Source organism: Saccharothrix sp. 6-C (assembly GCF_016695385.1).
Taxonomy (GTDB): Bacteria; Actinomycetota; Actinomycetes; order Mycobacteriales; family Pseudonocardiaceae; genus Actinosynnema; species Actinosynnema texasense.
The window spans coordinates 5,524,774-5,548,015 of record NZ_CP064192.1; the positions used below are offsets into that span (position 1 = coordinate 5,524,774).

The 23,242-nt window shown below is 72.8% G+C and carries 26 protein-coding genes; 5 read left to right on the top strand and 21 right to left on the bottom strand.

Going from position 1 to position 23,242, the window contains the following annotated elements; translation table 11 throughout:
* Positions 1-10: 10 nt before the first annotated feature.
* On the bottom strand, positions 11-478 hold the full coding sequence (locus tag IOD16_RS22895; RefSeq protein WP_201436076.1) for a CBS domain-containing protein: 468 nt from the start codon (positions 476-478) through the stop codon (positions 11-13).
* A 303-nt stretch (positions 479-781) separates the two neighbouring features.
* Here IOD16_RS22895 and IOD16_RS22900 point away from each other — a divergent pair, with 303 nt between their 5' ends.
* Positions 782-1,735: a HAMP domain-containing sensor histidine kinase gene (locus tag IOD16_RS22900; RefSeq protein ID WP_201441518.1), complete on the top strand. Its 954-nt coding sequence runs from the start codon at positions 782-784 to the stop codon at positions 1,733-1,735.
* A 2-nt stretch (positions 1,736-1,737) separates the two neighbouring features.
* The gene (locus IOD16_RS22905; RefSeq protein WP_123747060.1) at positions 1,738-2,394 is read left to right on the top strand and encodes a response regulator; all 657 of its coding nucleotides are present in this window, start codon (positions 1,738-1,740) and stop codon (positions 2,392-2,394) included.
* 73 nt (positions 2,395-2,467) lie between these two features.
* On the opposite strand, the gene IOD16_RS22910 is transcribed toward IOD16_RS22905, so the two are convergent.
* The 12 genes from IOD16_RS22910 to IOD16_RS22965 all read right to left on the bottom strand — a co-directional run bounded on the left by IOD16_RS22910 (position 2,468) and on the right by IOD16_RS22965 (position 11,513).
* Complete coding sequence (locus IOD16_RS22910) at positions 2,468-2,755, bottom strand: hypothetical protein (RefSeq protein ID WP_201436077.1); 288 nt, start codon at positions 2,753-2,755, stop codon at positions 2,468-2,470.
* Between the two features lie 86 nt (positions 2,756-2,841).
* Positions 2,842-3,228 (bottom strand): hypothetical protein, encoded by a 387-nt coding sequence (locus IOD16_RS22915; RefSeq protein ID WP_201436078.1) that lies wholly within the window; start codon positions 3,226-3,228, stop codon positions 2,842-2,844.
* Positions 3,229-3,345: 117 nt separating this feature from the next.
* Positions 3,346-3,690, bottom strand: coding sequence for a hypothetical protein (locus IOD16_RS22920; protein ID WP_148089041.1), 345 nt, complete (start codon positions 3,688-3,690; stop codon positions 3,346-3,348).
* A gap of 122 nt (positions 3,691-3,812) precedes the next feature.
* Positions 3,813-4,685: a universal stress protein gene (locus IOD16_RS22925; protein ID WP_201436079.1), complete on the bottom strand. Its 873-nt coding sequence runs from the start codon at positions 4,683-4,685 to the stop codon at positions 3,813-3,815.
* 97 nt (positions 4,686-4,782) lie between these two features.
* Entirely contained in the window at positions 4,783-5,115 is a 333-nt protein-coding gene (gene mnhG / locus IOD16_RS22930) for a monovalent cation/H(+) antiporter subunit G (RefSeq protein ID WP_201436080.1), read from the bottom strand.
* Complete coding sequence (locus tag IOD16_RS22935) at positions 5,112-5,381, bottom strand: monovalent cation/H+ antiporter complex subunit F (RefSeq protein ID WP_236594293.1); 270 nt, start codon at positions 5,379-5,381, stop codon at positions 5,112-5,114. Before IOD16_RS22935 ends, mnhG begins: the two co-directional genes overlap by 4 nt.
* Before the next feature lie 5 nt (positions 5,382-5,386).
* Positions 5,387-5,878 carry a Na+/H+ antiporter subunit E gene (locus IOD16_RS22940; protein WP_201436081.1) on the bottom strand — a complete coding sequence of 164 codons (492 nt, stop codon included), beginning with the start codon at positions 5,876-5,878 and terminating at the stop codon, positions 5,387-5,389.
* Positions 5,879-5,892: 14 nt separating this feature from the next.
* Positions 5,893-7,275: a complex I subunit 5 family protein gene (locus tag IOD16_RS22945; RefSeq protein WP_236594294.1), complete on the bottom strand. Its 1,383-nt coding sequence runs from the start codon at positions 7,273-7,275 to the stop codon at positions 5,893-5,895.
* The gene (locus IOD16_RS22950) at positions 7,275-7,751 is read right to left on the bottom strand and encodes a sodium:proton antiporter (RefSeq protein ID WP_201436082.1); all 477 of its coding nucleotides are present in this window, start codon (positions 7,749-7,751) and stop codon (positions 7,275-7,277) included. Before IOD16_RS22950 ends, IOD16_RS22945 begins: the two co-directional genes overlap by 1 nt.
* Positions 7,748-8,212, bottom strand: coding sequence for an MnhB domain-containing protein (locus IOD16_RS22955; protein WP_201436083.1), 465 nt, complete (start codon positions 8,210-8,212; stop codon positions 7,748-7,750). Before IOD16_RS22955 ends, IOD16_RS22950 begins: the two co-directional genes overlap by 4 nt.
* Positions 8,209-10,497, bottom strand: coding sequence for a hydrogen gas-evolving membrane-bound hydrogenase subunit E (gene mbhE, locus IOD16_RS22960; protein ID WP_236594295.1), 2,289 nt, complete (start codon positions 10,495-10,497; stop codon positions 8,209-8,211). The genes IOD16_RS22955 and mbhE overlap by 4 nt, the downstream gene beginning before the upstream one ends.
* A 320-nt stretch (positions 10,498-10,817) precedes the next feature.
* Positions 10,818-11,513, bottom strand: a complete 696-nt coding sequence (locus IOD16_RS22965; RefSeq protein ID WP_201436085.1) for a helix-turn-helix transcriptional regulator — start codon at positions 11,511-11,513, stop codon at positions 10,818-10,820.
* Positions 11,514-11,599: 86 nt separating this feature from the next.
* Here IOD16_RS22965 and IOD16_RS22970 point away from each other — a divergent pair, with 86 nt between their 5' ends.
* On the top strand, positions 11,600-12,031 hold the full coding sequence (locus tag IOD16_RS22970) for a hypothetical protein (protein ID WP_201436086.1): 432 nt from the start codon (positions 11,600-11,602) through the stop codon (positions 12,029-12,031).
* Between the two features lie 238 nt (positions 12,032-12,269).
* On the opposite strand, the gene IOD16_RS22975 is transcribed toward IOD16_RS22970, so the two are convergent.
* Both IOD16_RS22975 and IOD16_RS22980 read right to left on the bottom strand, forming a co-directional pair.
* Complete coding sequence (locus IOD16_RS22975; RefSeq protein ID WP_201436087.1) at positions 12,270-13,688, bottom strand: RICIN domain-containing protein; 1,419 nt, start codon at positions 13,686-13,688, stop codon at positions 12,270-12,272.
* Between the two features lie 17 nt (positions 13,689-13,705).
* The gene (locus tag IOD16_RS22980) at positions 13,706-15,139 is read right to left on the bottom strand and encodes a pectinesterase family protein (protein WP_236594296.1); all 1,434 of its coding nucleotides are present in this window, start codon (positions 15,137-15,139) and stop codon (positions 13,706-13,708) included.
* 255 nt (positions 15,140-15,394) lie between these two features.
* Here IOD16_RS22980 and IOD16_RS22985 point away from each other — a divergent pair, with 255 nt between their 5' ends.
* Positions 15,395-17,455: a sigma-70 family RNA polymerase sigma factor gene (locus IOD16_RS22985; RefSeq protein ID WP_201436088.1), complete on the top strand. Its 2,061-nt coding sequence runs from the start codon at positions 15,395-15,397 to the stop codon at positions 17,453-17,455.
* A 9-nt stretch (positions 17,456-17,464) separates the two neighbouring features.
* Here the strand turns inward: IOD16_RS22985 and IOD16_RS22990 are convergent, their stop codons facing one another.
* On the bottom strand, positions 17,465-18,688 hold the full coding sequence (locus tag IOD16_RS22990) for a PP2C family protein-serine/threonine phosphatase (RefSeq protein WP_201436089.1): 1,224 nt from the start codon (positions 18,686-18,688) through the stop codon (positions 17,465-17,467).
* A 291-nt stretch (positions 18,689-18,979) separates the two neighbouring features.
* Here IOD16_RS22990 and IOD16_RS22995 point away from each other — a divergent pair, with 291 nt between their 5' ends.
* Positions 18,980-19,252 (top strand): GlsB/YeaQ/YmgE family stress response membrane protein, encoded by a 273-nt coding sequence (locus tag IOD16_RS22995; RefSeq protein ID WP_123746795.1) that lies wholly within the window; start codon positions 18,980-18,982, stop codon positions 19,250-19,252.
* A 183-nt stretch (positions 19,253-19,435) separates the two neighbouring features.
* Here the strand turns inward: IOD16_RS22995 and IOD16_RS23000 are convergent, their stop codons facing one another.
* Genes IOD16_RS23000 through IOD16_RS23020 form a run of 5 tightly spaced genes read right to left on the bottom strand, consistent with a single transcriptional unit; the run spans position 19,436 to position 23,242 of the window.
* The gene (locus IOD16_RS23000; RefSeq protein WP_123747044.1) at positions 19,436-20,041 is read right to left on the bottom strand and encodes a GTP-binding protein; all 606 of its coding nucleotides are present in this window, start codon (positions 20,039-20,041) and stop codon (positions 19,436-19,438) included.
* Between the two features lie 28 nt (positions 20,042-20,069).
* Complete coding sequence (locus IOD16_RS23005; RefSeq protein WP_123748569.1) at positions 20,070-20,507, bottom strand: roadblock/LC7 domain-containing protein; 438 nt, start codon at positions 20,505-20,507, stop codon at positions 20,070-20,072.
* A gap of 23 nt (positions 20,508-20,530) precedes the next feature.
* Entirely contained in the window at positions 20,531-22,267 is a 1,737-nt protein-coding gene (locus tag IOD16_RS23010) for a sensor histidine kinase (RefSeq protein WP_201436090.1), read from the bottom strand.
* 16 nt (positions 22,268-22,283) lie between these two features.
* Positions 22,284-22,916: a DUF742 domain-containing protein gene (locus IOD16_RS23015; protein WP_201436091.1), complete on the bottom strand. Its 633-nt coding sequence runs from the start codon at positions 22,914-22,916 to the stop codon at positions 22,284-22,286.
* A gap of 44 nt (positions 22,917-22,960) precedes the next feature.
* Positions 22,961-23,242, bottom strand: a complete 282-nt coding sequence (locus IOD16_RS23020; protein WP_201436092.1) for a hypothetical protein — start codon at positions 23,240-23,242, stop codon at positions 22,961-22,963.

The window sequence follows — 23,242 nt, forward strand, 5'->3', positions numbered from 1 at the left end:
ACGGGTGGCGTCAGCCGTCGCCGGGGGTGGCGCCGAACACCGCCAGACCGGTGATGAGGCGTTCCAGTGTGACGGCGCCGAGGAGCGCTCCGCCCGCGTCGACGACCGCCACGAGCGGGCTGTGCAGGCGCGCCATGAGGGCGGCGACCTCCAGCAGGGTCGCGTCGGCCCGCGCGGTCACGGGTTTCACCGGCCGCCGCGGCGCGCAGTCGCCGACCGTCAGGTCGCCCGACTCCAGCCAGAAGCGGTCCGCGTGCGGTTCGTCGACGGCGCGCGCGAGCGCCGGGTCCTCCTGGTAGGCGCTGGGGACCACCAGGCGCAACACCTGGGTGCCGGGCAGCACCATCAGGGGTCGCGACCGCTCGTCGACGACGATGAGGCCCGGCAGGCGGCTCACCGCCATCACCCGCACGGCCTGCGCGACCGGATCGTGGACGGTGACCGTCGGCACGTTCACCGCGATATCGCTAGCGTGCATGGAACCAACCTGTTCGGCGTGGCGGCGGAGGTGGGCCTGCGGCGTGCTGCCGGCCGCGTCACCGGGAACGGGGGCCGCGTGCGGTCGTGCGAACGTCGGAAATCCCGATCCCACCACGGCTTTCACCCCTTCCACCCGGCGTCGTGAACCGTCCGCACCAGTCTGCGAAGTGCGCGGTGACGGCACAATCGGTGCTGACACCCATCCGGGGGCGGTGGTGACGTGCACGTGGCGAATGGGTGTCACCCCGGATGGACAGGCGCCGGACCACCCGGCAGCCTGGGAGCGGAGGAGGCCGTGACCATGTCCCTGTTCTGGCGGATCTTCCTGCTCAACGCCGTGGTGCTGGTCCTGGCCGCGGCGGCGCTGCTGCTCGGGCCGGTCACGGTGTCCACTCCGGTCCTGTTCACCGAAGCGGTGGTCCTGTCCGGCGGGTTGGCGGTGATGCTCGTCGCCAACGCCGTGCTGCTGCGGGTGGGCCTGGCCCCGCTGGACCGCCTCACCCGGGCGATGACCACGACGGACCTGCTGCGCCCCGGTCCGCGTCCCACGCCCACCGGGCACGGCGAGATCGCGCGTCTCATCAGGACCTTCAACACCATGCTCGACAGGCTGGAGGCCGAGCGCGGCGACAGCGCCGCCCGCGCCCTGTCCGCGCAGGAGGCCGAGCGCAGCCGCGTCGCGCGGGAGCTGCACGACGAGGTCGGCCAAACCCTCACCGCCGTCCTGCTGGAGCTCAAGCGGGTGGCCGACCACGCGCCGCCCACCGTGCGCGACGAGCTGCGCCAGGTGCAGGAGACCACCCGGGGCGGCCTGGACGAGATCCGGCGGATCGCGCGCCGGCTGCGCCCCGGTGTCCTGGAAGAGCTCGGGCTCGTCAGCGCGCTCAAGGCGCTGACCACCGAGATCGCCGGCCACAGCGGCCTGTCGGTCCGCCGGCGGTTCGACGGCCACCTCCCCGACCTCGGCAACGAGGTCGAGCTGGTCGTCTACCGGGTCGCGCAGGAGGCGATCACCAACGTCGCGCGCCACGCGGGCGCCGGCCACCTCGACCTCACGCTCAGCCACGACCGCGACCGCGTGGACCTCCGCATCCGCGACGACGGTCGCGGCCTCGGCGACTCGGCCGAGGGCTCGGGCTTCCGGGGCATGCGCGAACGCGCCCTGCTCATCGGCGCCAAGCTCACCGTCCACTCCGAACCCGGCGGTGGCACCGAGGTGCGACTGCGCGTGCCGATCCCCACCCGGAGCAGCTGACCATGCCGAAGCCACCGACCCGCGTCCTGCTCGCCGACGACCACGCGCTGGTCCGCCGGGGTGTCCGGCTGATCCTGGACGGCGAGCCGGACCTGACCGTGGTGGCCGAGGCCGGTGACGGCGCCGAAGCCATCGAGAAGGCCCGCGCCGAACGTCCCGACCTGGCCATCCTCGACATCGCGATGCCCCGGCTGACCGGGTTGCAGGCCGCGCGGGAGCTGTCCCGCCTCCAACCGGACCTGCGGATCCTCATCCTGACCATGTACGACAACGAGCAGTACTTCTTCGAGGCGCTCAAGGCGGGCGCCTCCGGCTACGTGCTCAAGTCGGTCGCCGACCGGGACCTGGTCGAAGCCTGCCGGGCCTCGATGCGCGGCGAGCCGTTCCTCTACCCCGGCGCGGTCACGGCGCTCATCCGCAACTACCTCGACCGCGCCCGCGACGGCGCGGACATCCCCGACAAGGCCATCACCGACCGCGAGGAGGAGATCCTCAAGCTCGTCGCCGAGGGCCACTCCTCCAAGGACATCGCGGGGCTCCTCGTCATCAGCGTCAAGACCGTCGAGCGGCACCGGGCCAACCTGCTGCAGAAGCTCGGCCTGAAGGACCGGCTGGAGCTCACCCGCTACGCGATCCGCGCCGGTCTCATCGAACCGTGACGGCGGGCCGACCCCGCCGACCCCGCCGAACGAAGTCGGCGGGGTCGGCCCGCTCGCCACGAGCACCCGCGCTCTAGGCCACGGCCATGTGCGCGAGCGCCAGCAGGGCGCCGGGTCCGGTCAGCACACCGAGTCCCAGCGCGCCGTAGAGCGGCTTGTCCTTGACGAACATCCCCACCATCAAACCGACTGCCGCCAAGACCATGGCGACGAGCAGAACGAGCACGACGAAGTACATGTACGGGTCCTCACGGGAGCTGCGGTCGTGCGGGCACGCGTCGACCGGCGCCACCGGCGGTGGCGCTGCGACGAGCCCGGCACGGGGAGGCGACACGACGTCGAACAGCCCGCGCGCGTCCACCGCGCCACCCCGACGAGGAGGTGCGCGACGGACGTGGCAGGGCGGTTCGGCTCCGGCCCGGCCGGATCAACCCCGGCTCGGCCGGATCACGCGGTCGGGGGTGCCCGGCTCGACTGCGGCGTCGGCTCCCCGGCGCCCGTGCCGGTGCGGTCGACCTCCCGCGCGGTCGGCGGTCCCGGACGGGTGCGCGCACCCGGCACGGGCGAGTGGGCGGCCCACCAGGTCTCGGGCACCGCCGTGTTCGGCGCGGACCGCGCCGCCATCGACAACCGCAGCCAGTCGTGCAGGTCGTCGCTCATCGACGGTGAGGCCGACGCCGACTCCCCGAGCACCGCTGCCCCGGGCCGCGGCCGAGGTGGCGGCCCGGCGGTTCCGCCGTCGGTGTTCGGCGCGACGCCGGCGCTCACGCCGAGGAGCACGAGCAGGAGGGCGAGCAACAGCCCGAGCCGGTCGGTCTTCTCGACTGCTCGCACCGGCCTGCCCCCCTTCACCGCATCGACGCGCTCTTCCGAGGTGCGCACAGCCTACGTGCTGCCCGGGGCGTCACGGCGCGCGTTCGCCCCGGGCCGGTGGAGAGCCCGTGCGCGGGCTCACGGCCAAGGAGCGGACGAGCAGGAGAACGAGAACGTGTCGGCGGACGCGCCGGTGCTGTCGGTGACCGTCGCGGTCAGGGACAGGTAGGTGCCGCCGCGGCACGACTGGTAGACGTAGGACATGTTGTCCGAGGCGGGCATGGCGCTGCCGTTCTTGGCCCAGTTGATGGTCGTCGGGCCGACCGCGCCGGACACGAGCACGTCGCAGAAGTAGGCGTTGCCGCCGGTTTCGCACAGCACTTGCACGGTCGGCGCGGCGGATGCGGTGGGCGCGGCGGCCAGCAGGGCCGCGCCACCCAGGGCCACGACGACCGCGCGTAACGACTTTCCTGTTCGACTCACGCAAACCTCCAGGTCAGCAGGGTTTCGTCACGCTACCTCCGGTGGCCGGGCGCCGCGATCCGCCACGACGGTGACCGTCCGGCTCGAGGCGGCTTTCTCCGCGTGGGCGAGGACCCGTCCGCTCAGTCGACGGGGACGACCAGCACGTCGCACGGTGCGCCGCGCATCGCATGCCGGCTCACGCTGCCGATGAGCGCGCGCCGCAGCTTCGCGCCCTGCTCGACACCGACCACGACCAGGTCCGCGCCGTGGCGGGCGGCCAGTCGCGAGATGACCTCTTCGGGCCGTCCGGGTTCGACGAGGATGTCGGAGGGCGCGGGCGTCAGGTCTTCGGCCAGCCGCTCGACCTCGGCACGCGCCGGGGCGAGCTGGCCACCGCGCAGCTCGTCGATCGCGTGGTCGTCGGCGCCGTTGAGCCGCAACAGGTTCTCGCCCAGGATCGTGACGGCGTGCGCCAACACGTACCGCGTGCCGCGGGTCAGCGCCAGGCCCAGCTGCGCGGCCCGGAACGACCGGCTCGACGCGTCCACCGCCGACAGCACCGTCGAGTACTCCGGGGTGTCGCCGCCCTTGACCAGGAGCACCGGCACCGGGCTCACCTCGACGACGAGCTCGGCGGTCGAGCCGAGGAAGGCGCCCCGCAGCCAGTGCGCGCCGTGGGCGCCCACGACGACCAGGTCGGCCTGGTGGCGCTCGACCTCCGAGGCGATCACCGAACCGACCGCTCCGGTCACCAGGGCGGTGTCCGCGGGCGCCGGCGCGTCCCGCACCAGTCGCCGCAGCTCCCGGTCCGCGGCCTCCGCCAGCTCGTCGGCCAGGCCTCGCGGCACGACGTGCACGACGGTGACGCCCGCGCCGTGGCGCCCGGCGATCCCGAACGCGCGGCGCAGCGCCACGGCGGCGCCCTCGGAGAAGTCCGTGGCCACCAGGACGCGCCGCACCGGCCTCGCCGCACCGCCCGGACCTTCGTCATCCCCGTGCCGGAGACCAGCCATGCGGCCATGGTCCCACCGGACGGCCGGCCGGGCGACCGGTGACCACAGAGGACTGACGCCGGCCGGCCCGGTCCTCCGCGTGGCCGCGGGAGCTCCGCTACTCCCCCTCGCCGGCGGAGCGGCTGCCGGTCCCGCGCGCCTCCCGGTTGCCACGGCGGTGGGCGGCCCGGGCTATCGCGTGGCCGGCGACCGGCGAGGTGAGCGCGACGAAGGCGATCGCGAGCACGGCGAAGGTGATGATCGTCGCGTCCTCGGTGGCGATCGAGGAGGCCAGGATCGCGACCACCCCGGGCCCGGCGGCCAGTCCCTGCGCGTGCAGCTGGCTGTAGGTGTCGGGCAGCCGCAGGACGCCGACGAGGCTGATCGTGAGCAGCACCAGGCCGATCAGGAGCAGTGCGCCGCCGACCACGTCGAGCACGATGGAGATCACCCGAACGGCCCTCCCGAGTCGAGGTAGCGCGCCGCCGCCACGGTGGCGACGAAGGACAGCAGGGCGAGCGCCACCGCCGCGTCGAAGTAGTACGCCTGGCCCCGCAGCTGGGACAGCAGGGCCAGCAGCGCGATGACGATCACCGCCAGGAGGTCGAGCGCGACCACGCGTTGGAGGGCGTCACGGGCGCGGACCAGCACCAGGCCACCGGCGACCAGCAGCAGGGTCACCCAGAACAGCGCGGGGATGATGACGAAGGCGGGCACGGCGGTCAGGGGAAGACCCGGCGCTGGCGCCGCTCGTAGGAGTGGAGCTGCGCGGCGACCACGGCCTCGGGGTCGCTCGCGTCGAGCACGTGCAGCAGCATCCGGCCACGCCCCTCGTCGAGCTCGACGACGACGGTGTCCGGCACGAAACCGACCCGCACGCCCCAGGCCGCGGCCGAGACCTCGCCACCGCGGGGGATCGGGACCTCGACCAGTCCCGCCCAGGTCGGGCCCCGGCCCACCAGGCAGGCGGCGGTCCGCCAGGTGCCGACCGCCAGGTCGACCAGCGTCCCGCCGAGCAGCGCAGGCACCCCCGCGAGCCGGCGGCCCAGCGGCAGGGTCGACGGCGGTGGTTGACGCGGGCGGACCCGCCTGGACACGACGAGGACCAGGGTCGACAGGACGAGCCCGACGAGGACGTCCCCGGGGTGCAGGCTGGTCAGGGCCAGCAGGTAGATCGAGGTGAGCACGACGACGCGGAGCAGCATGGCGGGCATCCGGACCTCCGTTGTCATTGCGGGTCTACGGCCAGCAAGGCGTCCACCGCGTCCTTGCTGAGCAGGAGCAGCGGCTCGGGCCACAGGCCGGCGGCGAGCACCAGCAGCGCCGACACCGCGGTGAGCAGCCGCTGCGGCAGCGGGCTCGCCACGCCGGTCGCGGACGGGTCGGGCCGCCAGAAGCTGCGCTGGTAGACCTGGAACAGGTAGACCAGCGAGAGCGCGCTGCCGACCACGAGCAGCACCACGAGAGCGGCGCTGCCGGCCACGATCGCGGTGCGGAACAGCTCCAGCTTGCCGATGAACCCGGCCGCCGGCGGCACACCCGCCACGCTGAGCGCCCCGACCGCGAACGCGGCCGCGACCAGCGGGCCCCGCACCCCCGAGGCCAGGAACAGCAACGCCTTGTTCAGCGAGTTGACCACGCTGTAGAGCACCGCGGCCACCAGCCCGACGGGACCACCCACACCCAGCGCGACCAGCACGTACCCGACCTGGCCGATCGCGGAGTAGGCCAGCATCTCGGCCGCGTCGCCACGCGCGACCGCCAGCACCCCGCCGTAGACGATCGACGCGGCGCCCAGCACGACGAGCGCGACCCCGGCGAGCCGCAGCTGCTCGGGGAACAGGTCGACGCCGAAGCGCAGCAGGCCGTAGGCGCCGATGTTCGCCACCGCGCCGCTGAGGATCGCCGCGACCGCGGGCCGGGCGCCGGCGTAGACGGTAGGCAGCCAGAAGTGGAAGGGGAACAGGCCGAGCTTGACGCTGAAGGCGATGAAGAACCCGGCCGCGATCAGGATCGCCGCGTTGGGGTTGACCGCGAGCACCCGCTCCGCCACCTGCCGCATCGCCAGCGCCCCGGTGACGTGGTACGCGCCGGCCACGGACAGCAGGAAGACGAACGAGCCCAGCAGGTTGACCGCGGTGAACACCACCGCCGCCCTCAGCTGGCGCCGCTTGCCCCCGTAGGCGCTGAGCGCGTACGAGGCGGTCATCGCCAGCTCGAAGAAGACGTAGAAGGAGAACACGTCGGCGGTGACGAACAGGCCGGTCAGCCCGGCGCCGAGCAGCACGACCAGGCCGGGGAAGGTGCGCGACCGCACCCCGCCCACCGCCTCGTGCGCGGCGCCGGCCAGCAGCACGAGCAGTGAGAGCAGCGCGAAGGCGACACCCAGCGCGTCCGCCCGCAGCACCACACCCACCCCGGCGGGCCAGCCGCCGGTGACGACCTGCCGGGCGTCCCCGCCGAGCACGTCGGCGGCGAGCACGCCCAGCACGGCGAGGGTGGCCGCGAGCGACGCGACCGCGAGCCAGGCGACCACCCGCCGGCGGCCGTCCAGCGCGACGAGCACGGCGCCCGACACCCAGGGCAGCAGGAGGGCGGTCGACAGCAGCATCAGCGGCCCCGCTCCCGCCCGGCCCGCCGCTCGTCCTCCGGGCGGATGTCGTCTGGGTGGGTCTCGCCTGGGTGAGTCTCATCTGGGTGGGTCTCGGTCTCCTCGCGGTCGGCCTGCCGCTGCCGTTCCAGCCCGGCCTCGTGCTCGGCCTCGGTCGCCGCCAGCTCGTCCTGCTCGGCGGTCCGGAAGACCACGACCGCCCGGTGCACCAGCGCGAGCAGCAGCGCCACCGTGGCCAGCCCGATGACCAGCGCGGTCAACGCCAGCGCCTGCGGCAGCGGGTCGCTGACCGCATCGCCCGGCGCCACCGCGATCGCCGCCCCGCCGCGGCTGAGCGCGGCGGCGATGATGGTGACGACGGCGCACTGCGAGATGAGCATGATGCCCGCGACCATCCGGATCAGGTCGCGCTTGAGCAGCAGGTAGGCGCCGGAGCCGAACAGGACGGCCGCCGCGAGGGCGAAGGCGAGGATCACCGCCGGACCACCCCCAGCGGACGGCCGAACTGGTGCAGCAACGTCGTCAGCACCCCGATGACCAGCAGGAACACCCCGAGGTCCAGCAGCAGCGGGGTGAACAGCTCCAGTGCGCCGACCTTGGTGACGTGGTCCCCCGGGGCGGGGCGGTGGGTCACCGGCGCCTCGCCGAGCAGGAGGGGGAAGAACCCGCTGGCGAGGGCGAGGAGCAGGCCGCCGACCGCGAGCTTCGGCGCGTGGCGCAGCACCGGCAGCGCCACCTCGGCGTCCTCGGCGCCGAGGGCCACGTAGACCAGCGAGATCGCCAGGCCGACGATCACCCCGGCGGCGAACCCGTCGCCCACCTCGGCGTACCCCTTGACGATCAGCGCCGCCGCGACCACCAGGCTCGGGCCGGGCAGCAGCCGGGCGACGACCCGCACCACCGGGTCCGTCGGCGCTTCGTCGCCCCCCGCGCTCACCACAGCCGCCCCCGCCGCATCAGGGTGGCCACGCCGATCACCGCGACCAGCAGCACCGTGATCTCGACGAGCGTGTCCAGGCCGCGGAAGTCGGCCACGATCACCGTGACGACGTCACCGCCGTGCGCGGCCGGGGTGAGCCGGATGTGCTCGGCCGAGACGCTGTCCGCCGCCGGTTGGGACAGGAACCCCCACACCGAGGCGAAGACGGCGAGCCCGGCGACGCCACCGGCCAGGGGGTCCCGCCAACGCCTGCTGGGACGGGCGGGGACGACCGCGTCCCGCGCCGCGTCCCCGCCGGGCATCCGGGCCAGCGCCGCGAGGAACACCAGGGTCAGCATGGTCTCGACCACGACCGCCACCAGCGCCACGTCCGGCGCCCCGACCAGCGCGTACACCGCCGCCAGCGCGAAGCCGACCACCGACAGGGCCAGCGCCACGGCCAACCGGGAGCGGGACCGGGCGATCACCACGGTCGCGATCACGGTCAGCGCCAGCAGCGGCAGGATCAGCCAGTCCGCGCCCGCGACCGCGCCGACGTCGTACGCGCCCGCCGTCGGGGTGGCGGCGAACGCGAGGCCGATCAGCAACCCGGCGGGCACCAGCACCGCGGCGATGCTGGTGCGCAGGTCCCGAACCTCGCGGTCGTGCAGCGCGGCCGACAGGCGGTCCAGCGCGTGCAGCGCCGCCTCGTAGATCCGCCGAGGCCCCCACCTCTCCCCCGCGACCGCGGCGACCCGCGCGACCCGGTCCGCCACCCGAGGCGCGAGCAGCAGCAGGCCGCCCAGCGCCCAGGCGGCGACCGCCATCAGGTTCTCCGGTCGGGCGTCGAGGTGGTACGCCGGGGAGAGCGTGACCGGCCCGCCGGTCGAGACGCGGGCCGCGTCACCGGCCAGCCGCGCGAACGGCGCCACGACCAGGCCCCCGAACAACGCGATCGCGGCCAGGACCACGACCGGGGCGACGAGCAACCCGGACGAGGCGCCGACCTGCCCGCGCGGCGGGCCGAGGAACAGCACCAGCCAGAAGCGGCCGATGTAGGCGAACGTCAGGGTCGCCGCGACGACGGCCAGCGCCGCGGTCACCGGGCCGTGCCGCAACGCCGCGGTGAACAGCAGCTCGTCCTTGAAGAACCCGATCGTCAGCGGCAGCGCGGCCAGCGTCGCGGACGCCACGCCGGCCGCCGCCGCGAGCACCGGCGCGCGGCGGCCGAGCCCGCCCAACCTGGACAGCCGGTCTTCCCCGGTGGCCATCGTCACCGCGCCGGCGGTCATGAACAACGCGCTCTTGGCCATGCCGTGCGCCAGCACGTAGAACGCCGCCGCGCCGTTGCCCTCGGCCCCGCCGATCCCGTACAGCATGACCAGGTAGCCGTACTGCGAGATCGTGGAGTAGGCGAGGACCTGCTTGAGCACGTCCTGCCGCAGCGCCAGCACCCCGCCGACGACCACCGACGTCGCCCCCACGACCACCAGCCCGGTCAGCACCGCCTCGCTGCGGGCCAGCAGCGGGTGCACGCGCCCGATCACCAGCACACCCGCCGCGACCATCGCCGCCGAGTGCAGGTAGGCCGACACGGGGGTCGGCGCGGCCATCGCGCGCGGCAACCAGAAGTGCAGCGGGACCTGCGCGCTCTTGGTCAGCGCGGCCACCGCCAGCAACGCGGCCGCCGCGGTGGTCGTCGTCGACGGGCCGGCCCGGGCCAGCAGCTCCGGGATCGAGAACGTGCCGTGCGCCGCGTAGAGCACCACCGCGGCGACCAGCATCGCCACCGCGGCCACCACCGTGACCAGCAGCGCCATCAACGCGGACGCGCGCGCCCCGCGCTCGGCCCGGTCGAAGCCGATGAGGAAGTACGAGCACACCGCGGTCAGGTCGAAGAAGACGAACACCAGCACCAGGTCCTGCGCGGTGGCCAGGCCCACCATCGCCACCGCGAACAACGCCATCCACGGCCAGAAACGCCACCGCTCCGCAGCGGAGCGGCGCTGGTGCTCCAGGTGCAGGGTCAGGTAGCGGGTGCCGTAGGCGAAGACGAGGGCGCCCACGCCGGTGGCCAGCAACCCGTAGAGCACGGCCAGCCCGTCGAGCGCGAAGCTCAGCCTCAGGTCCAGAGTGGACGCCCACGGCACCGAGAACGCGCCGCCGCCGGCCAGCCACCCGAGCAGGCACAGGGCGAACCCCACCGCCGCGGCCGCGCACGCCAGCCACCCCTGCCAGTCCGCCGCCAGTCCCGGGTGCCCGTCCTCCTCGCGCGTCGCCGCGGCACCGTGAGTGACGACCACGGGCAACTCCTCCAGCCGGACGTCGACTTCTCCGCAACGTACGGGATCGACACCGGATCCGCAGACGGGACGAGTCCACTTGGGACACCCGATCGGGCGACTCCGGCGGGCCGACCGGTGATCACGCCTCCGTTCGCGCGGCGCTCGGCCGCACGATCCCCCGGACGGGTTGACATGGTGTGGATCGCCAACCATCACGACTTGGTCGGTATTGCAAACCACTCATCCGACGGCCTCCCCCGACGGCGGCGGCTACCTGGAGGCCGCCGCGGTCTTCACCGGCGCGCCGACACCCGATCCACCGCGGAGCGGGCGGGTGGTCACCGCCCCGGCAGCGGTTCGAGGCGCACGCAGCAGAGGTACGGGGCCGGGTCGAGGTGGGCCTCGAGGCCGGTGTCGCCGACACCGCGGAGGAGCCCGTCGACCAGGTTGAGGTTCATCCCGCAGACGAGCCGGGTGTGGTCCCGGGCCAGCGCGTGGAACGGGCAGTTGGCCAGGACCACCTGGTCGCCGTCCGCGCGCGGCTCGAACCCGTGCGACTCCAGCACCCCCAGGAACACCTCGGCCGCGGGCCGGTCGCCCCGGGACTCGCCGGCGAGGCGCCCGAGTTCCTCGCCGAGCAGGCGGGCCCGCCGGTCGAGGACCGGCCGCACCGGCTGTTCGGACTGGTCGGCTTCGTCGATCGCCGCCGCGAGCAGGTGGCCGGCGAGGTCGTAGCGGCGTTCCGGCAGTGACACCGCCACGTGGCGCCGCGACCGGCTGTACAGCTTGGCCGGTCGACCCGCCCCCGGTCCGCTGCGGCCGGTGCGCCGCTGGTGGGTGACGTCGAGCAGGTCCTGCTCGACCAGCTGGTCGAGGTGGAACGCGACCGTCGCCCTGGGGATGCCCAGGGCGGCGGCGACCTCGTCCCGGCTCACGGGCGCGGACTGGCGCACGACGTGCTCGTAGAGCCGGCGCCGGGTCGGCTCGTCCAGCGCCGCCACCGCGGCCACGCGCCCCGCAAGCGTCTCGTCCACCCCCGCATTCTAAAACAAACTCCGGTTGACGAAAACTCGCCTCCCGTTCTAACGTCAGCATCAGTTGATTTTAGAAGGAGGCAGTCATGACGAGTCGAGCTTCGGCGTCCCCGCCGCGGGGCGCGGTCGACCGCGCGGCCTGGGGCGACCCCGGCTACCAGGCATTCCTCGCACTGCGGGCGGTGTTCACCGCGGCGCCCGTCCTCTTCGGCCTCGACAAGTTCGCGAACCTGCTCGTCGACTGGCCGCGCTACCTCGCACCGTGGATCGACGACGTCGTGCCGGGCACGGCCCAGCAGGCGATGCACGCGGTCGGCGTGGTGGAGGTCCTGGCGGGCATCGCGGTGGCCTTCGTCCCCCGGTTCGGCGCCTGGCTCGTCGCCGCCTGGCTGCTCGGCATCATCGTCACCCTGCTGACCATCCCGGGGTACTACGACATCGCCCTGCGCGACTTCGGGCTGCTGGTCGGCGCGGTGGCGCTGGCCCGACTGGCGACCAGGTACGCGGGTCCGGGATGATCGCGCCGAGCCGGACGTCGAGGGCGCGGCGCGGGCGGTGGCCGACCTGCTGGTCGCACTCGGGAAGGACCCGTCCGGCCCACACCTGGCCGACACCCCAGCGACGAGGTGGTGCCCGCGAAGGGCATCCCGGTGCAGTCGTGGCCCTCGGCTGGACGCTCGTCGGTCGGCCTTCGACTTCGGGGGCGGCGCGCCCGCCGGCGGGTGGGGACGGGTGGCCCACCCGCCGGCGTGCCGGTCACAGGCCGATGGTGCCCTGAGGACCGGAGTAGGTGCGGAGCAGAGCGGGGACGTCCGCGGCCGCGTCCAGGGTGTAGGCGTAGTAGGACCGCGGGTCGAAGGCGGTGCCGCCGGTCTCCCGCTGACCGGTCGAGTTGACGACGATGCTGCCGGACTGGCGCAGTTGGGCGGTGTCGTCGCGGTAGTACGGGTCCTTCACCCCGTCGTAGTAGGTGTTCTCGATGACCATCTTCGTGTTGCCTCGGGCGTAGTTCCCGTAACCGGTGATCGCCTGCATGTGGTTGTTGTAGAGGTGCGCGTAGGCGACGTTGTCGGTGCTGGGGTTGCGCTGGTTGTTGTGGTGGATCCAGTTGTGGTGGATCGTGATGCGCGCGGTGGTGTTGTCGGTCCAGCCGATGCCGAACGCCTTGTTGTTCTCCGCCAGCACGTTCCAGGACACGGTCAGGTTCGTGGTGTCCTTGCGGCTGTCGATGAGGCCGTCGTTCATGCGGGTGATGGTGTTGTGGTCGATCCAGACGTTGCGCGCGGTGTCCATCTGGATGCCGTCGTAGTCGAAGTCCTTGTCGTCCGGGTCGTCGGACGCCATCCGGGTGTCCCGGATGGTCAGGTTCCGGATGATCACGTTCGACACGGCGGAGAGGTTGAAGCCGCCGTTGACGATCTGGCCGGCGGTGCCGACACCGATGATCGTCTTGTTCGAGGCGACCTTGATCTCGGTCCCGTACGGGGTCGCGGTGATGGCCCGGTCGACCCTGATCGTGTACGGGGCGGCGGCCGAGGCGTAGCGGACCAGGTCCGCGTAGGTGGTGGCGGTGACGGTCTGGCCGCCCGCGCCGCCGGTGGTGCCCGCCGCGCCGGCGAAGCCGTCGGGCGAGTTCGACCACGCCCGGCCGCCGGCGGCCGGGGTGAACAGCCACTGCTTGTTGGAGTTGGCCGTGCAGGTCTCCTGCACCACCGCCACCCCCGCAGCCTTGCCCGCATCCTTGTTCGCCAAGCACAGACCCGACTGCACGTTGACCAACTGATACGTGCCACTACCCGACGACACCAGCCGCCACTGCTGCATCAACCCACCCGAACAACTCCACTGCTGCGCCTGCACGAACATCTCCGCCGTGCCGTACGGGATGTCCAAACACTTCCCCGTCGCCACGTTCACCAACGCATACGCACCAGAACCCGAGGCACGCAACGCCCACTGCTGCATCGCACCGTTCCAACAATCCCACTGCTGCACCAACGCACCGTTCTCCACAGCACCACCGATCACGTCCAAGCACATACCGCTGTTCTTCACGCTGATCGCGTAGGTCGTGCCCGCGGCCGGCACGGCGGCTTGGGCGGCGGGCACCGCCGCGGTGAGGGCGGCGAGGAGGCCGATCACGGCCGCGCCCGTCCTGAGGAGCTTCATTCTCATCGGTGGACGTCCTTGTCTCAACTGATGGGGTTCCAGCCGTCGGTGCCGGCCAGGTACTTCTGCGGGGTGTACTCGGCGGCCTGGGCGTCGCTCAGCTGCGGCCGGTTGCCGTTCACGCCCGAGCCCGAGCCGGTGTTGCGGTACTCCAGGAAGCGGGCGTTACGCCAGTTGTTGGACGACATGTTCGTCCACGGCTCGGCCTTCTTGACCGTCGCGTTGAGCGTCGACTCCCGGTAGAGCACCTGCGCGTCGGGACGCCACGGCCGGCCCAGCTGGGTCGTGTCGCTCGTCGCGCCGTTGACGGTGCACCGGTAGAACAGGAAACCGTACTTCTTCGCGGCCGGGGTGCTCGCCGCCGTGATCGGACCGCCCGTGGTGCGCTTCTCGTGGACGGTGGTGCGGTCGAAGACGATCGTGCCGCCGCCGAAGATGAAGTCGACGGTGCCCTCGACGTAGGAGTCGGCCACGTACGCGCGGGTGTTGTCGTTGACCAGGAACGTGTCCTGGTCGCCCAGCAGCCGGACGTTGCGGAACAGCGCCCGGTCGGCGTTGAGGTGCAGCGCCACCGCCTGGTGCCCGCTCGACGTCGAGTTCTCGTCGAAGTCGTTGGCGATGGTCAGGTTCGTCGCCTCGAAGCCCCTGCCGTCGACGAACACGCTGGCGCTGCCGGACGTGCCGCTGGTGCCGGCCGAGTTGTTGAACACGATCACGGTCTGCGACGCCGACGTGCCCAGGCCCTGGAAGGTGATGTTCGGCTTGTTCGACGGCACCCGCACCACCTCGCGGTAGGTGCCCGGCTTGATCGTGATCACGGTGCGGCCCGAGTCGGCCGGCACGGCGTTCACCGCGTCCTGCACCTTGCGGTAGCGGCCGGTGCCGTCCGCGGCGACGGTCGGCTGGGCGGCCGAGACCACCGGGGTGAACAGCCACTGCTTGTTGGAGTTGGCCGTGCAGGTCTCCTGCACCACCGCCACCCCCGCAGCCTTGCCCGCATCCTTGTTCGCCAAGCACAGACCCGACTGCACGTTGACCAACTGATACGTGCCACTACCCGACGACACCAGCCGCCACTGCTGCATCAACCCACCCGAACAACTCCACTGCTGCGCCTGCACGAACATCTCCGCCGTGCCGTACGGGATGTCCAAACACTTCCCCGTCGCCACGTTCACCAACGCATACGCACCAGAACCCGAGGCACGCAACGCCCACTGCTGCATCGCACCGTTCCAACAATCCCACTGCTGCACCAACGCACCGTTCTCCACAGCACCACCGATCACGTCCAAGCACATGCCGCTGTTCTTCACGCTCACCTGGTACGTGGTCCCGGCCGCCGGCACGGCCGCGGCGGCCGTGGGTGACGTCAGGGTCGCCAATCCCAGGCTTGCCCCGAGCAGGGCCGCGGTGAACCGCGACGCCCTCCCGGTCTTGCCACTTCTGAAGCGCACGACTGCCCCTTCCTCGACCGGCACCGGTGACGGGCAGCCCGCCCGGCAGGGCGGACGGGGCTGCGGAGGCACAGACACCGCCGGCGGGCCGCGATAACGAAACCCGAGGAGGTTCACTCGTTCGGACTACCCGACGGGGACGCGGCGCGCGGTCGTCGAACGATTCGACGATCTTTACAAGCGTTTCCCACCTGTGCCAGCCTCTGCGACCGCGTCGCGTGACGCGCCGGGACCGGGCGGACGAAGGGCTGCGACATGAGGACGACGGTCGACGCCGAGGTCGTCGCGGCCGCCAGGTCGGGTGACCGGCGTGCCCTGGACGACCTGGTCGCCGCCTGCCTCCCCCTGGTCCACAACGTGGTCCGCCGGGCGCTCCCCGGCGACCCGGAGGCGGACGACGTGGTGCAGGAGACGATGCTGAGGGTGGTGCGGGGGCTGCCCGCGCTCAACGACCCGGAGCGGTTCCGCGCGTGGGTCGTCACCACCGCCATCCGGCAGGTCCGCAACCACGCGCGCGGACGTCGTGCCGCCCTGGCCCGGCGGCTGCCGCTGGCCGCGGTCGCGGAAGCGCCCGACCCGCGGGCGCGGGTGGCGGAGGACGCCGTCGAACGCGTGGCGGCGGCGCACGAGCGGCAGGACCTGCTCGCCGCCACGCGGTGGCTGACGCCGGACGAGCAGCGGGTGCTGGCGCTGTGGTGGCAGGAGGTCAACGGGGAGCTGACGCGCGCCGACGTGGCCGAGGCGCTCGCGCTCAGCCCCGCGCACACCGCGGTGCGCGTGCAGCGGATGAAGGAGCGGCTGCTGACCGCCCGCACGGTGCTGCACGCCTGGCGCGCCACACCCCGCTGCCCCGGCCTCGCCGCCACCGGCCGCGGTTGGAGCGGGGCGCCGGAACGGCGGTGGCTCACGCGCCTGGCGCGGCACGTCCGCGACTGTCCTGTGTGCACGGTCGCGGGCCGGCCGCGCACGTCGTCGGAGCACCTGGCGCTGGGGATCGGCTTGCTGGCCGTGCCGTCGGCGTGGTCGGGGCTGCCCGTGCAGGCCGCAGCCGGGCTCGTCGAAGGGATGCGGCGGTTGTTCGACGCGCTGTCGGCCAAACCCGCGCTGCTCGCCGTCCCGGTCCTCGGCGGCGCGGCCGTCGCGCTCACCGTGTGGATCACGCCGCTGCCCGTCGAGGACGGGGTCGCCCTGCCGACGACCTCCACCGCCGCAGCCGCGCTGACCCCCGTCGCGCCGACGTCCGCCGCGGCGCCGGTGGCGCTCTACGTCTCCCCGGACGGCGACGACGCGGCCCCCGGCACGGAAGCCGCCCCGTTCGCCTCGCTCGGGCACGCCGTGTCCGTCGTGCGGCCGGGGCAGACCATCTACCTGCGCGGCGGCACGCACCGGCCCACCGCCCCGGTGGAGATCACCACCAGCGGCCACCCCGGCCACCCGATCACCCTGACGGCCCCGCCGGGCGAGCACGCCGTCCTCGACGCGAGCCGGGTCACCGGCGACGGGCCGTTCATCGTCCAGCGAGCCGAGCACTGGGCCGTGCGCGGCCTGGAGATCACCGGCGCGCCGGGCGCCGCCTACTCGTGCGAGTCGTGCCGTGCCACGGTGTTCCAGCACCTGTCCGTGCACGGCAACCTCGGCACCGGGTTGCGCCTGCACGGCCCCGGCACCACCGACAACCAGGTCCTCGACAGCGACTTCCACGACAACCACGACCCGGCCGGGCAGGAGGCCGACGGCCTGGCGCTGGGGCCGGGGTCGGGCACGGGCAACGTCGTGCGCGGCTGCCGGACGTTCGACAACGTCGACGACGGCCTCGTGGTCGACGGCTTCACCGACCCGGTCACCGTGGACTCCACCTGGTCGTGGGGCAACGGCATCAACCGCTGGTCCTTGCCCGCCGCCGACGGCTCCGGCCACGGCTTCGACCTCGGCGACGTCGGCGCGCACGTGGTCACGGGCAGCGCCGCGTGGAAGAACAACGGCCACGGTTTCGCCGCCGGCGGCGGCACGCCCAAGCAGTTCACCCGGAACAGCGCCCTGCGCAACGCGGGTGACGGCTTCGCCCTGGGCGCGTCGGGCTCGCAGGTGCGCCGCAACTACTCCTTCGGCAACCGGGAGCAGGTCGTGCCCACCCGTCGCGTCCCCGCCGAGGGCAACACCTGGGACGGACCGGGCTGGGGCACCCACGTCCTGCGCGAACTGGACCCCGCCACCGCCGAAGGCCCCCGCGCGCCGGACGGCTCCCTGCCGCCCACCGAGTACCTCACCAACACCAAGGACGCCTCCGTGGGCGCCCCCATGACTGCGCCGCGCTGAACGAGCGGGTCAGGACGGGTCGGCGGTGGGGGTGTGCCGGATCACCAGCAGGGCGATGTCGTCGTTGGCCGGTCGGTCGCCCACGAGGGTGGTCATGATGCGGGTGCAGGCCGCTTCCGGGGTGGACGGGGTCACGACCCGGCGCAGGCTCTCCAGCCGGTCGTCCAGGTCCTGCCCGCGGCGCTCCACCAGGCCGTCGGTGAACAGGGCGACCAACGAGCCGGGCGGCAGGTCGACGCGGGTGCCGCGGCGGCCGGTGAGGCCCAGGTGGTAGCCGATGGGCGGGCCGAGCGCGGCGTCGACGAAAGCAGGCTCGCGGCCGTGCACGGCGAGCACGGGCGGCAGGTGGCCGGCCAGGGCGAGCTCCATGCGCGAGGTCGCCAGGTCGATGACGGCGTAGGCCACCGTGGCCATGGTGTGGGCCTCGAAGTGGCTGGCCTTGCGGTCGAGCTTGCCGAGCACCTCCGCCGGGTCGGCGAACTCCAGGGCGTAGGCGCGCAGCGCGCTGCGCAGCCGTCCCATCACGATCGCGGCGGCCAGCCCGTTGCCGACCACGTCGCCGATCACCAGGCCGATGCGGTGGCCCGGAAGGGTGAACACGTCGTACCAGTCACCGCCGACGCCACTGTCCGTGCCCGGGACGTAACGGGCGGCCATCTCCCACCCGTCCGTAACGGGCAGGTGCCCGGGCAGGAGGCTGTCCTGGAGCATCGCGGCGGCGGCCCGCTCCGAACGCGACCGGTGCACGTGCGCGGCCATCGCCAGCCGGTCGGCCACCAGCCGCAGCAGCTCGACCTCCTCCTCGGTGAACCGGCGGGGCGTGGTGCTGCCGACGTGCAACACCCCGGTCAGCTCGCCCTGGGCGATCATCGGCACGCCCAGCAGGGTCCGCAGGCCCCGCTGCCACAGCAGCGGGTTGACCACGGTGGACTCGTCGACGTGGGTGAGCTGCACCGGTTCCCGGCGCTGCGCCACCTGCCCGGCGAAACCGGCGCCCACCGGCACCCGGACGCCCTGGAAGACCTCTTCCTCCAGGCCGGACGCCGCCCTGGCCACCAGCTGCGCGCCGTCCGCGTCGATCAGCAGGACGGTGGCGGTGTCCGCGGCGAACAGCTCGCGCACCTGCACCAGCAGCACCTCGAGGACCTTGTCCAGATCGAGTTCGCGCAGCGTGCTGTCGGTGACCGCCTCCAACACCCGCAACCGCTTCCCCAGGGCACCTGGGTCGTCCATCCGTCGATCCCATCCTCTGTCTTGATCACGTGCACCGAGCGGGCAGCGCGAGCACGTGACGGATGCCGTGTGAGTCGGTGTCGGTCGGGTCAGCGTACCCGGAGCGGCCGCGGGCAATCCGGGAGCAGCCCGAACGTGACCCTCTCGACGACCGCGCCCCCGGCCCGATGCCGGTCCGCCACCCCCGTTGAACTCCCGGAGGTGTGAAATCCGTGCGATGTGGGCACCCCGACCCCTGTAACGATCACGCCGCGACGCAGAGTCGGCGTGGCACGAGGACAAGGAAGCACTGTGGGCATCCTGGGTTGGATCGTTCTGGGTCTCATCGCCGGCGCCATCGCCAAGGCAATCATGCCCGGCAAGGACCCCGGCGGCATCGTCATCACCATGCTGCTCGGCATCGTCGGCGCCATCCTCGGCGGCTTCATCGGCCGCGCGATCTTCGGCTCCGACATCGGCAGCTTCTTCGACCTGAGCACCTGGCTGCTCGCCATCCTCGGCTCGCTGGTCGTGCTCGGCATCTACCACGTCGTCACCAGCCGAGGCCACCGCGCCCACAGCTGACCCGACACCACCACAGCGCACGGGCCCGCCGGCACACAGCCGGCGGGCCCGACGCTCGTCCCGGTATCCCTGGTATCCCCGATCTCCCGCACGTTGCGCGGTCAGCCCGTGCGGCAGGTGCGGACGGTGACCTGACCGTTGCCGCGTGCGGCCCACCTCGAGCCGTCGCCCCACGACGGTTCGTCAGACGGTCACCGGGTCCGCGGCCTGCTCCACCTTCTGCATCACGTAGGCGATCAGTTGCAGCAGCGTCTGCTTCACCTCGGCGCGATCACGCGCGTCGCAGCGCAGCACCGGGATGCTCGGGTCGATCGCCAACGCGCGCCGGACGTGTTCGAGGGGGTGGTGCAGGATCCCGTCGAACGTGTTGACCCCCACGGCGTAGGGGATCTTGCGGTTCTCGAAGAAGTCGATCGAGGTGAAGGAGTCGGTCAGACGCCGGGTGTCGGCGAGGACGACCGCGCCGAGCGCGCCGCGCACGAGGTGGTCCCACATGAACCAGAACCGCTCCTGTCCCGGTGTGCCGAACAGGTAGAGCAGCAGGTCGTCGCCCAGCGCGACCCGGCCGAAGTCCATCGCGACCGTGGTCGCCATCTTGTTCGGGATGCGGCTGGTGTCGTCCAGCTCGTTGCTGACGGCGGTCATCATCGCCTCGGTCGTCAACGGCTGGATGTCCGAGACGGCGCCGACGAAGGTCGTCTTCCCCACGCCGAACCCGCCCGCCACCACGATCTTCGTGGAGGTGACCGAACCGATCTTCTTCACGGGACCGAAATCGTCCATCTTCATGGTGCGTCGCCCTTCCTTCCTCGGCCCCTCAGTTGGACGCGGAACCGGCGGAGACGCCCTGCTCCGCGTCGTCGGCGCGCTCCCCCGGCGTCAGCTGGGTGCTGAACTTGTCCACGAGCAGCGCCATCTCGTAGGCGATCTGGCCGATGTCGTAACCGGGATCGGCGAGGATCGACATGCACGAGCCGTCGCTGATCGCCATGAGCAGCATGGTGCCCGCGTCCATCTCGACGATGGTCTCCCGGACGTTGCCCGCCTCGAAGCACCGGGCCGCGCCGTCGGTGAGGCTCAGCAACCCCGACGACACCGCGGCGAGCTGGTCCGCGCGGTCCTCCGGCAGCGCGCCGGAGGCGGCGAGGAGCAGTCCGTCGGCGGAGACCGTGATGCCGTGAGCCACACCGGGAACGCGATCCACGAACTCGTTGATGAGCCAAGAGCACTTGTCGACGAGCTCCTGGTAGGTCATCGACCGCGACTTCGACTGTCCGCTCATTGTCCTGTCTCCCTCTCCAGCACGGTCCAACCGCCTGTGTGGTGTTGCCGGCCTCGCATCCGGTCCTCTTGTTCCTTGGCCTTGCGCACGCCGACCTGGTAGCTGGACAACCTGCGCCGCAGGTGTGCCGGGTCGCGTTCGATCGGCTTGTGCCGGTCCGGCCCGTCCGGGACGGCGACCGCGATCCCGGGCACGAGGTTCGCGCCCTTCCGGCGCAGCGGCAGCCCGTCCTCGGTGTAGACGGTCTCCTGCCGCGGCGGCTCGGGGGTGACCGGCGGCGGCGCGTCCCCGTCCGACCGGGCGCCCGCGACCTCGTCCCGCGCCCGGAACCACCGGGACGCCGCACGCACGTCCTGCTTCACGTCGACCGGGGCGGCCGGGGCGACCGCGACGACCGCAGGGGGCGCGGGGGCCGCCTCGGGCGCCGGCGGCGCGCCTCGGTTGCCGGGAACCCTCATCGGCAGGGTCGCGGGGATGTCGTCGTGCTCCTTGCCCCTGCGCTCGGCGGCTTCCCGGCGGGCGCCGCGCAGCGCGTTGTCGCGTTCGGCCCGCCACGCCTTCGACTTGCTGTACCAGGAGGAGACCCGGTGGACGGTCGCGCCCTCGTCCTTGGCGGGCTTGGTCTCCCGCACCCGGACGGTGGTCCTCACCGCCACCGGGTCGGGCACGCCCGCGCGCACCGCTTCCTCCTCCAGCAGCAACGAGCTGGGCACCGAGATGAGCGCCGACACGCCCTCGACCTCGTCGCCGCCGAACAGCTCGACCTTGAGCCCGTGCCGGCCCGCGAGCCTGCCGACCACGAACAGGCCCACCCGGCGTGACCGGGCGATCTGCGCCGAGCCCAGGTTCCGCAGCTGCTCGTTCGCCTTGCGGACGTCTTCATCCGACATGCCGATCCCGTTGTCGAACACCCCGATGGACAGCCCTTCGTGCCTGCCCAGCTCGGCGTTGACCGTGACCTCCTTGTCCGGCGGGCTGAACGCCGTCGCGTTGTCGAGCAGCTCGGCGATGATCCGGATGAGGTCGCCCGCCGCGGTGTTGGAGATCCGCACCGACGGCATGCCCAGCACCCTGATCCGCTGGTACCGGTCGACCTCGGACATCGCCGCGCGGAACACGGCCTCCACGGGCACCGGGTCCTTCGTCGCGCGCACCAGCTCCGTCCCCGCCAGCACGAGCACGTTCTCGTTGTTGCGCCGCATCCGCGTCACGAGGTGGTCGAGCTGGAACAGCAGGTGCGTGTCGGCGGAGGACCGGTCGCCGCTCTCCAGCCGCTCGACCACCTCCAGCTGGCGCTGCAACAACGTCTGCGACCGCCGGAACATGTTGACGAACACCTCGGTGTACCCGGCGCGGACGTCCTCGTTCTCCGCGTCCCTGCGCGACACCGCCGCGCACAGCTGTTCGACCTGCCCGACGAGCAGGCCGAGCCCGGCGTCCGACACCGCGGGAAGACGGTTCCCGAGCGCATCGTCGTCTCCGCCGGCCATGAGGTCGGCGAACGGCACCGCGGCCAGGGCGTCGATCTCGCCGCGCACCGAGGCGCTCGCGCGGTGGAGGCGTCGCACGTCCAGCGCCACCGCCGCCAGGAGCGCGACCGCGCCGGCCGCGAGAGCCGCCACCGCCACGCGGACCCAGCCGCCGGTCGTGAGGTCGGTGACGGCCGCGAGGGCCACCACCGCGAGCTGTGCCGCCGCGGTCGCGGCGATCGTGACGTCCAGGCGTGTGGTCATGGCTGCTCCCTCCTGGTCATCGGGTGTCGGACAGCTGCGACAGCCCGGAGTAGACCCGCCGGAGCAGGTCCATCGACGGCAGGCCGTTGACGAGGGGCGCCGTCTCGTGCACGCGCAGGTAGTCGTTCCCGATGCACTCGCCGATGATCGTCCGGGTCAGGCCGAGCGGTGCGGAGATGGCGACCGCGACCTCGGCGACCGACTGCGGCACGACGCACACCCGGCACACCGCGCGCTGGTCGTCGGTCATCTCCCCGGCGGGCAGGGACACCAGGGGGCGGGCGAGTTCGACCACGGTCTCGAACCCGAAGTCGTCGTCCTGGACGTCGGGACGTTCCGCCGGGCGCACGTACGGCCGGATCAACGCCGCGTCGCCGAGTTCGGGCGCCGGGCCGAGCTCGATCTCCGGGCCCCCCACCCCGCTCGACGGCACCAGGCAGGAGCGCCTCGACCCGCTGTTCTCCTCCCGCACCAGCACCTTGATGGGCACGAGGTCGGTCAGCGCCTCGACCACGATAGCCGCGTCGGTCGGCGGACCGGGTTCCTCCGCCGCCCGCCGGTCGCGGAAGTCGTGCTCGGCCCACTCGCGGTAGTCGGTCCACCCCCCGAAGCGCGCCGGGTCGGGCGAGCCCCGCTTGGCAGTCGTCACGAGGCGGTGGTCGGGAACTGCCACGGCCCGGTCCCGGTTCACCGTCATTTGCGCGCCCCGCGGTCCGTGCGCATGCCGATGCCCCGCTCGGACTCCGGCCAGACCTCGTCGAAGCGCTCCGCGTCCACCGGTGCGACCAAGGTGCGCCGCGCTTCCCGGTACGGCAGCGGAACGACGACGCGCAGCCCGCGGTCCGAGTCGGAGGTGGAGATCGTCACTTCGGTGGTGAGCGACGAGAAGTTGGGGGACTGCGCGACGGCGACGGCGAGGCCGGCGCCGACGAGCAGGCCGAGCACCGCGGTGAGCGCCCGTGGGTTGAGTCGCAT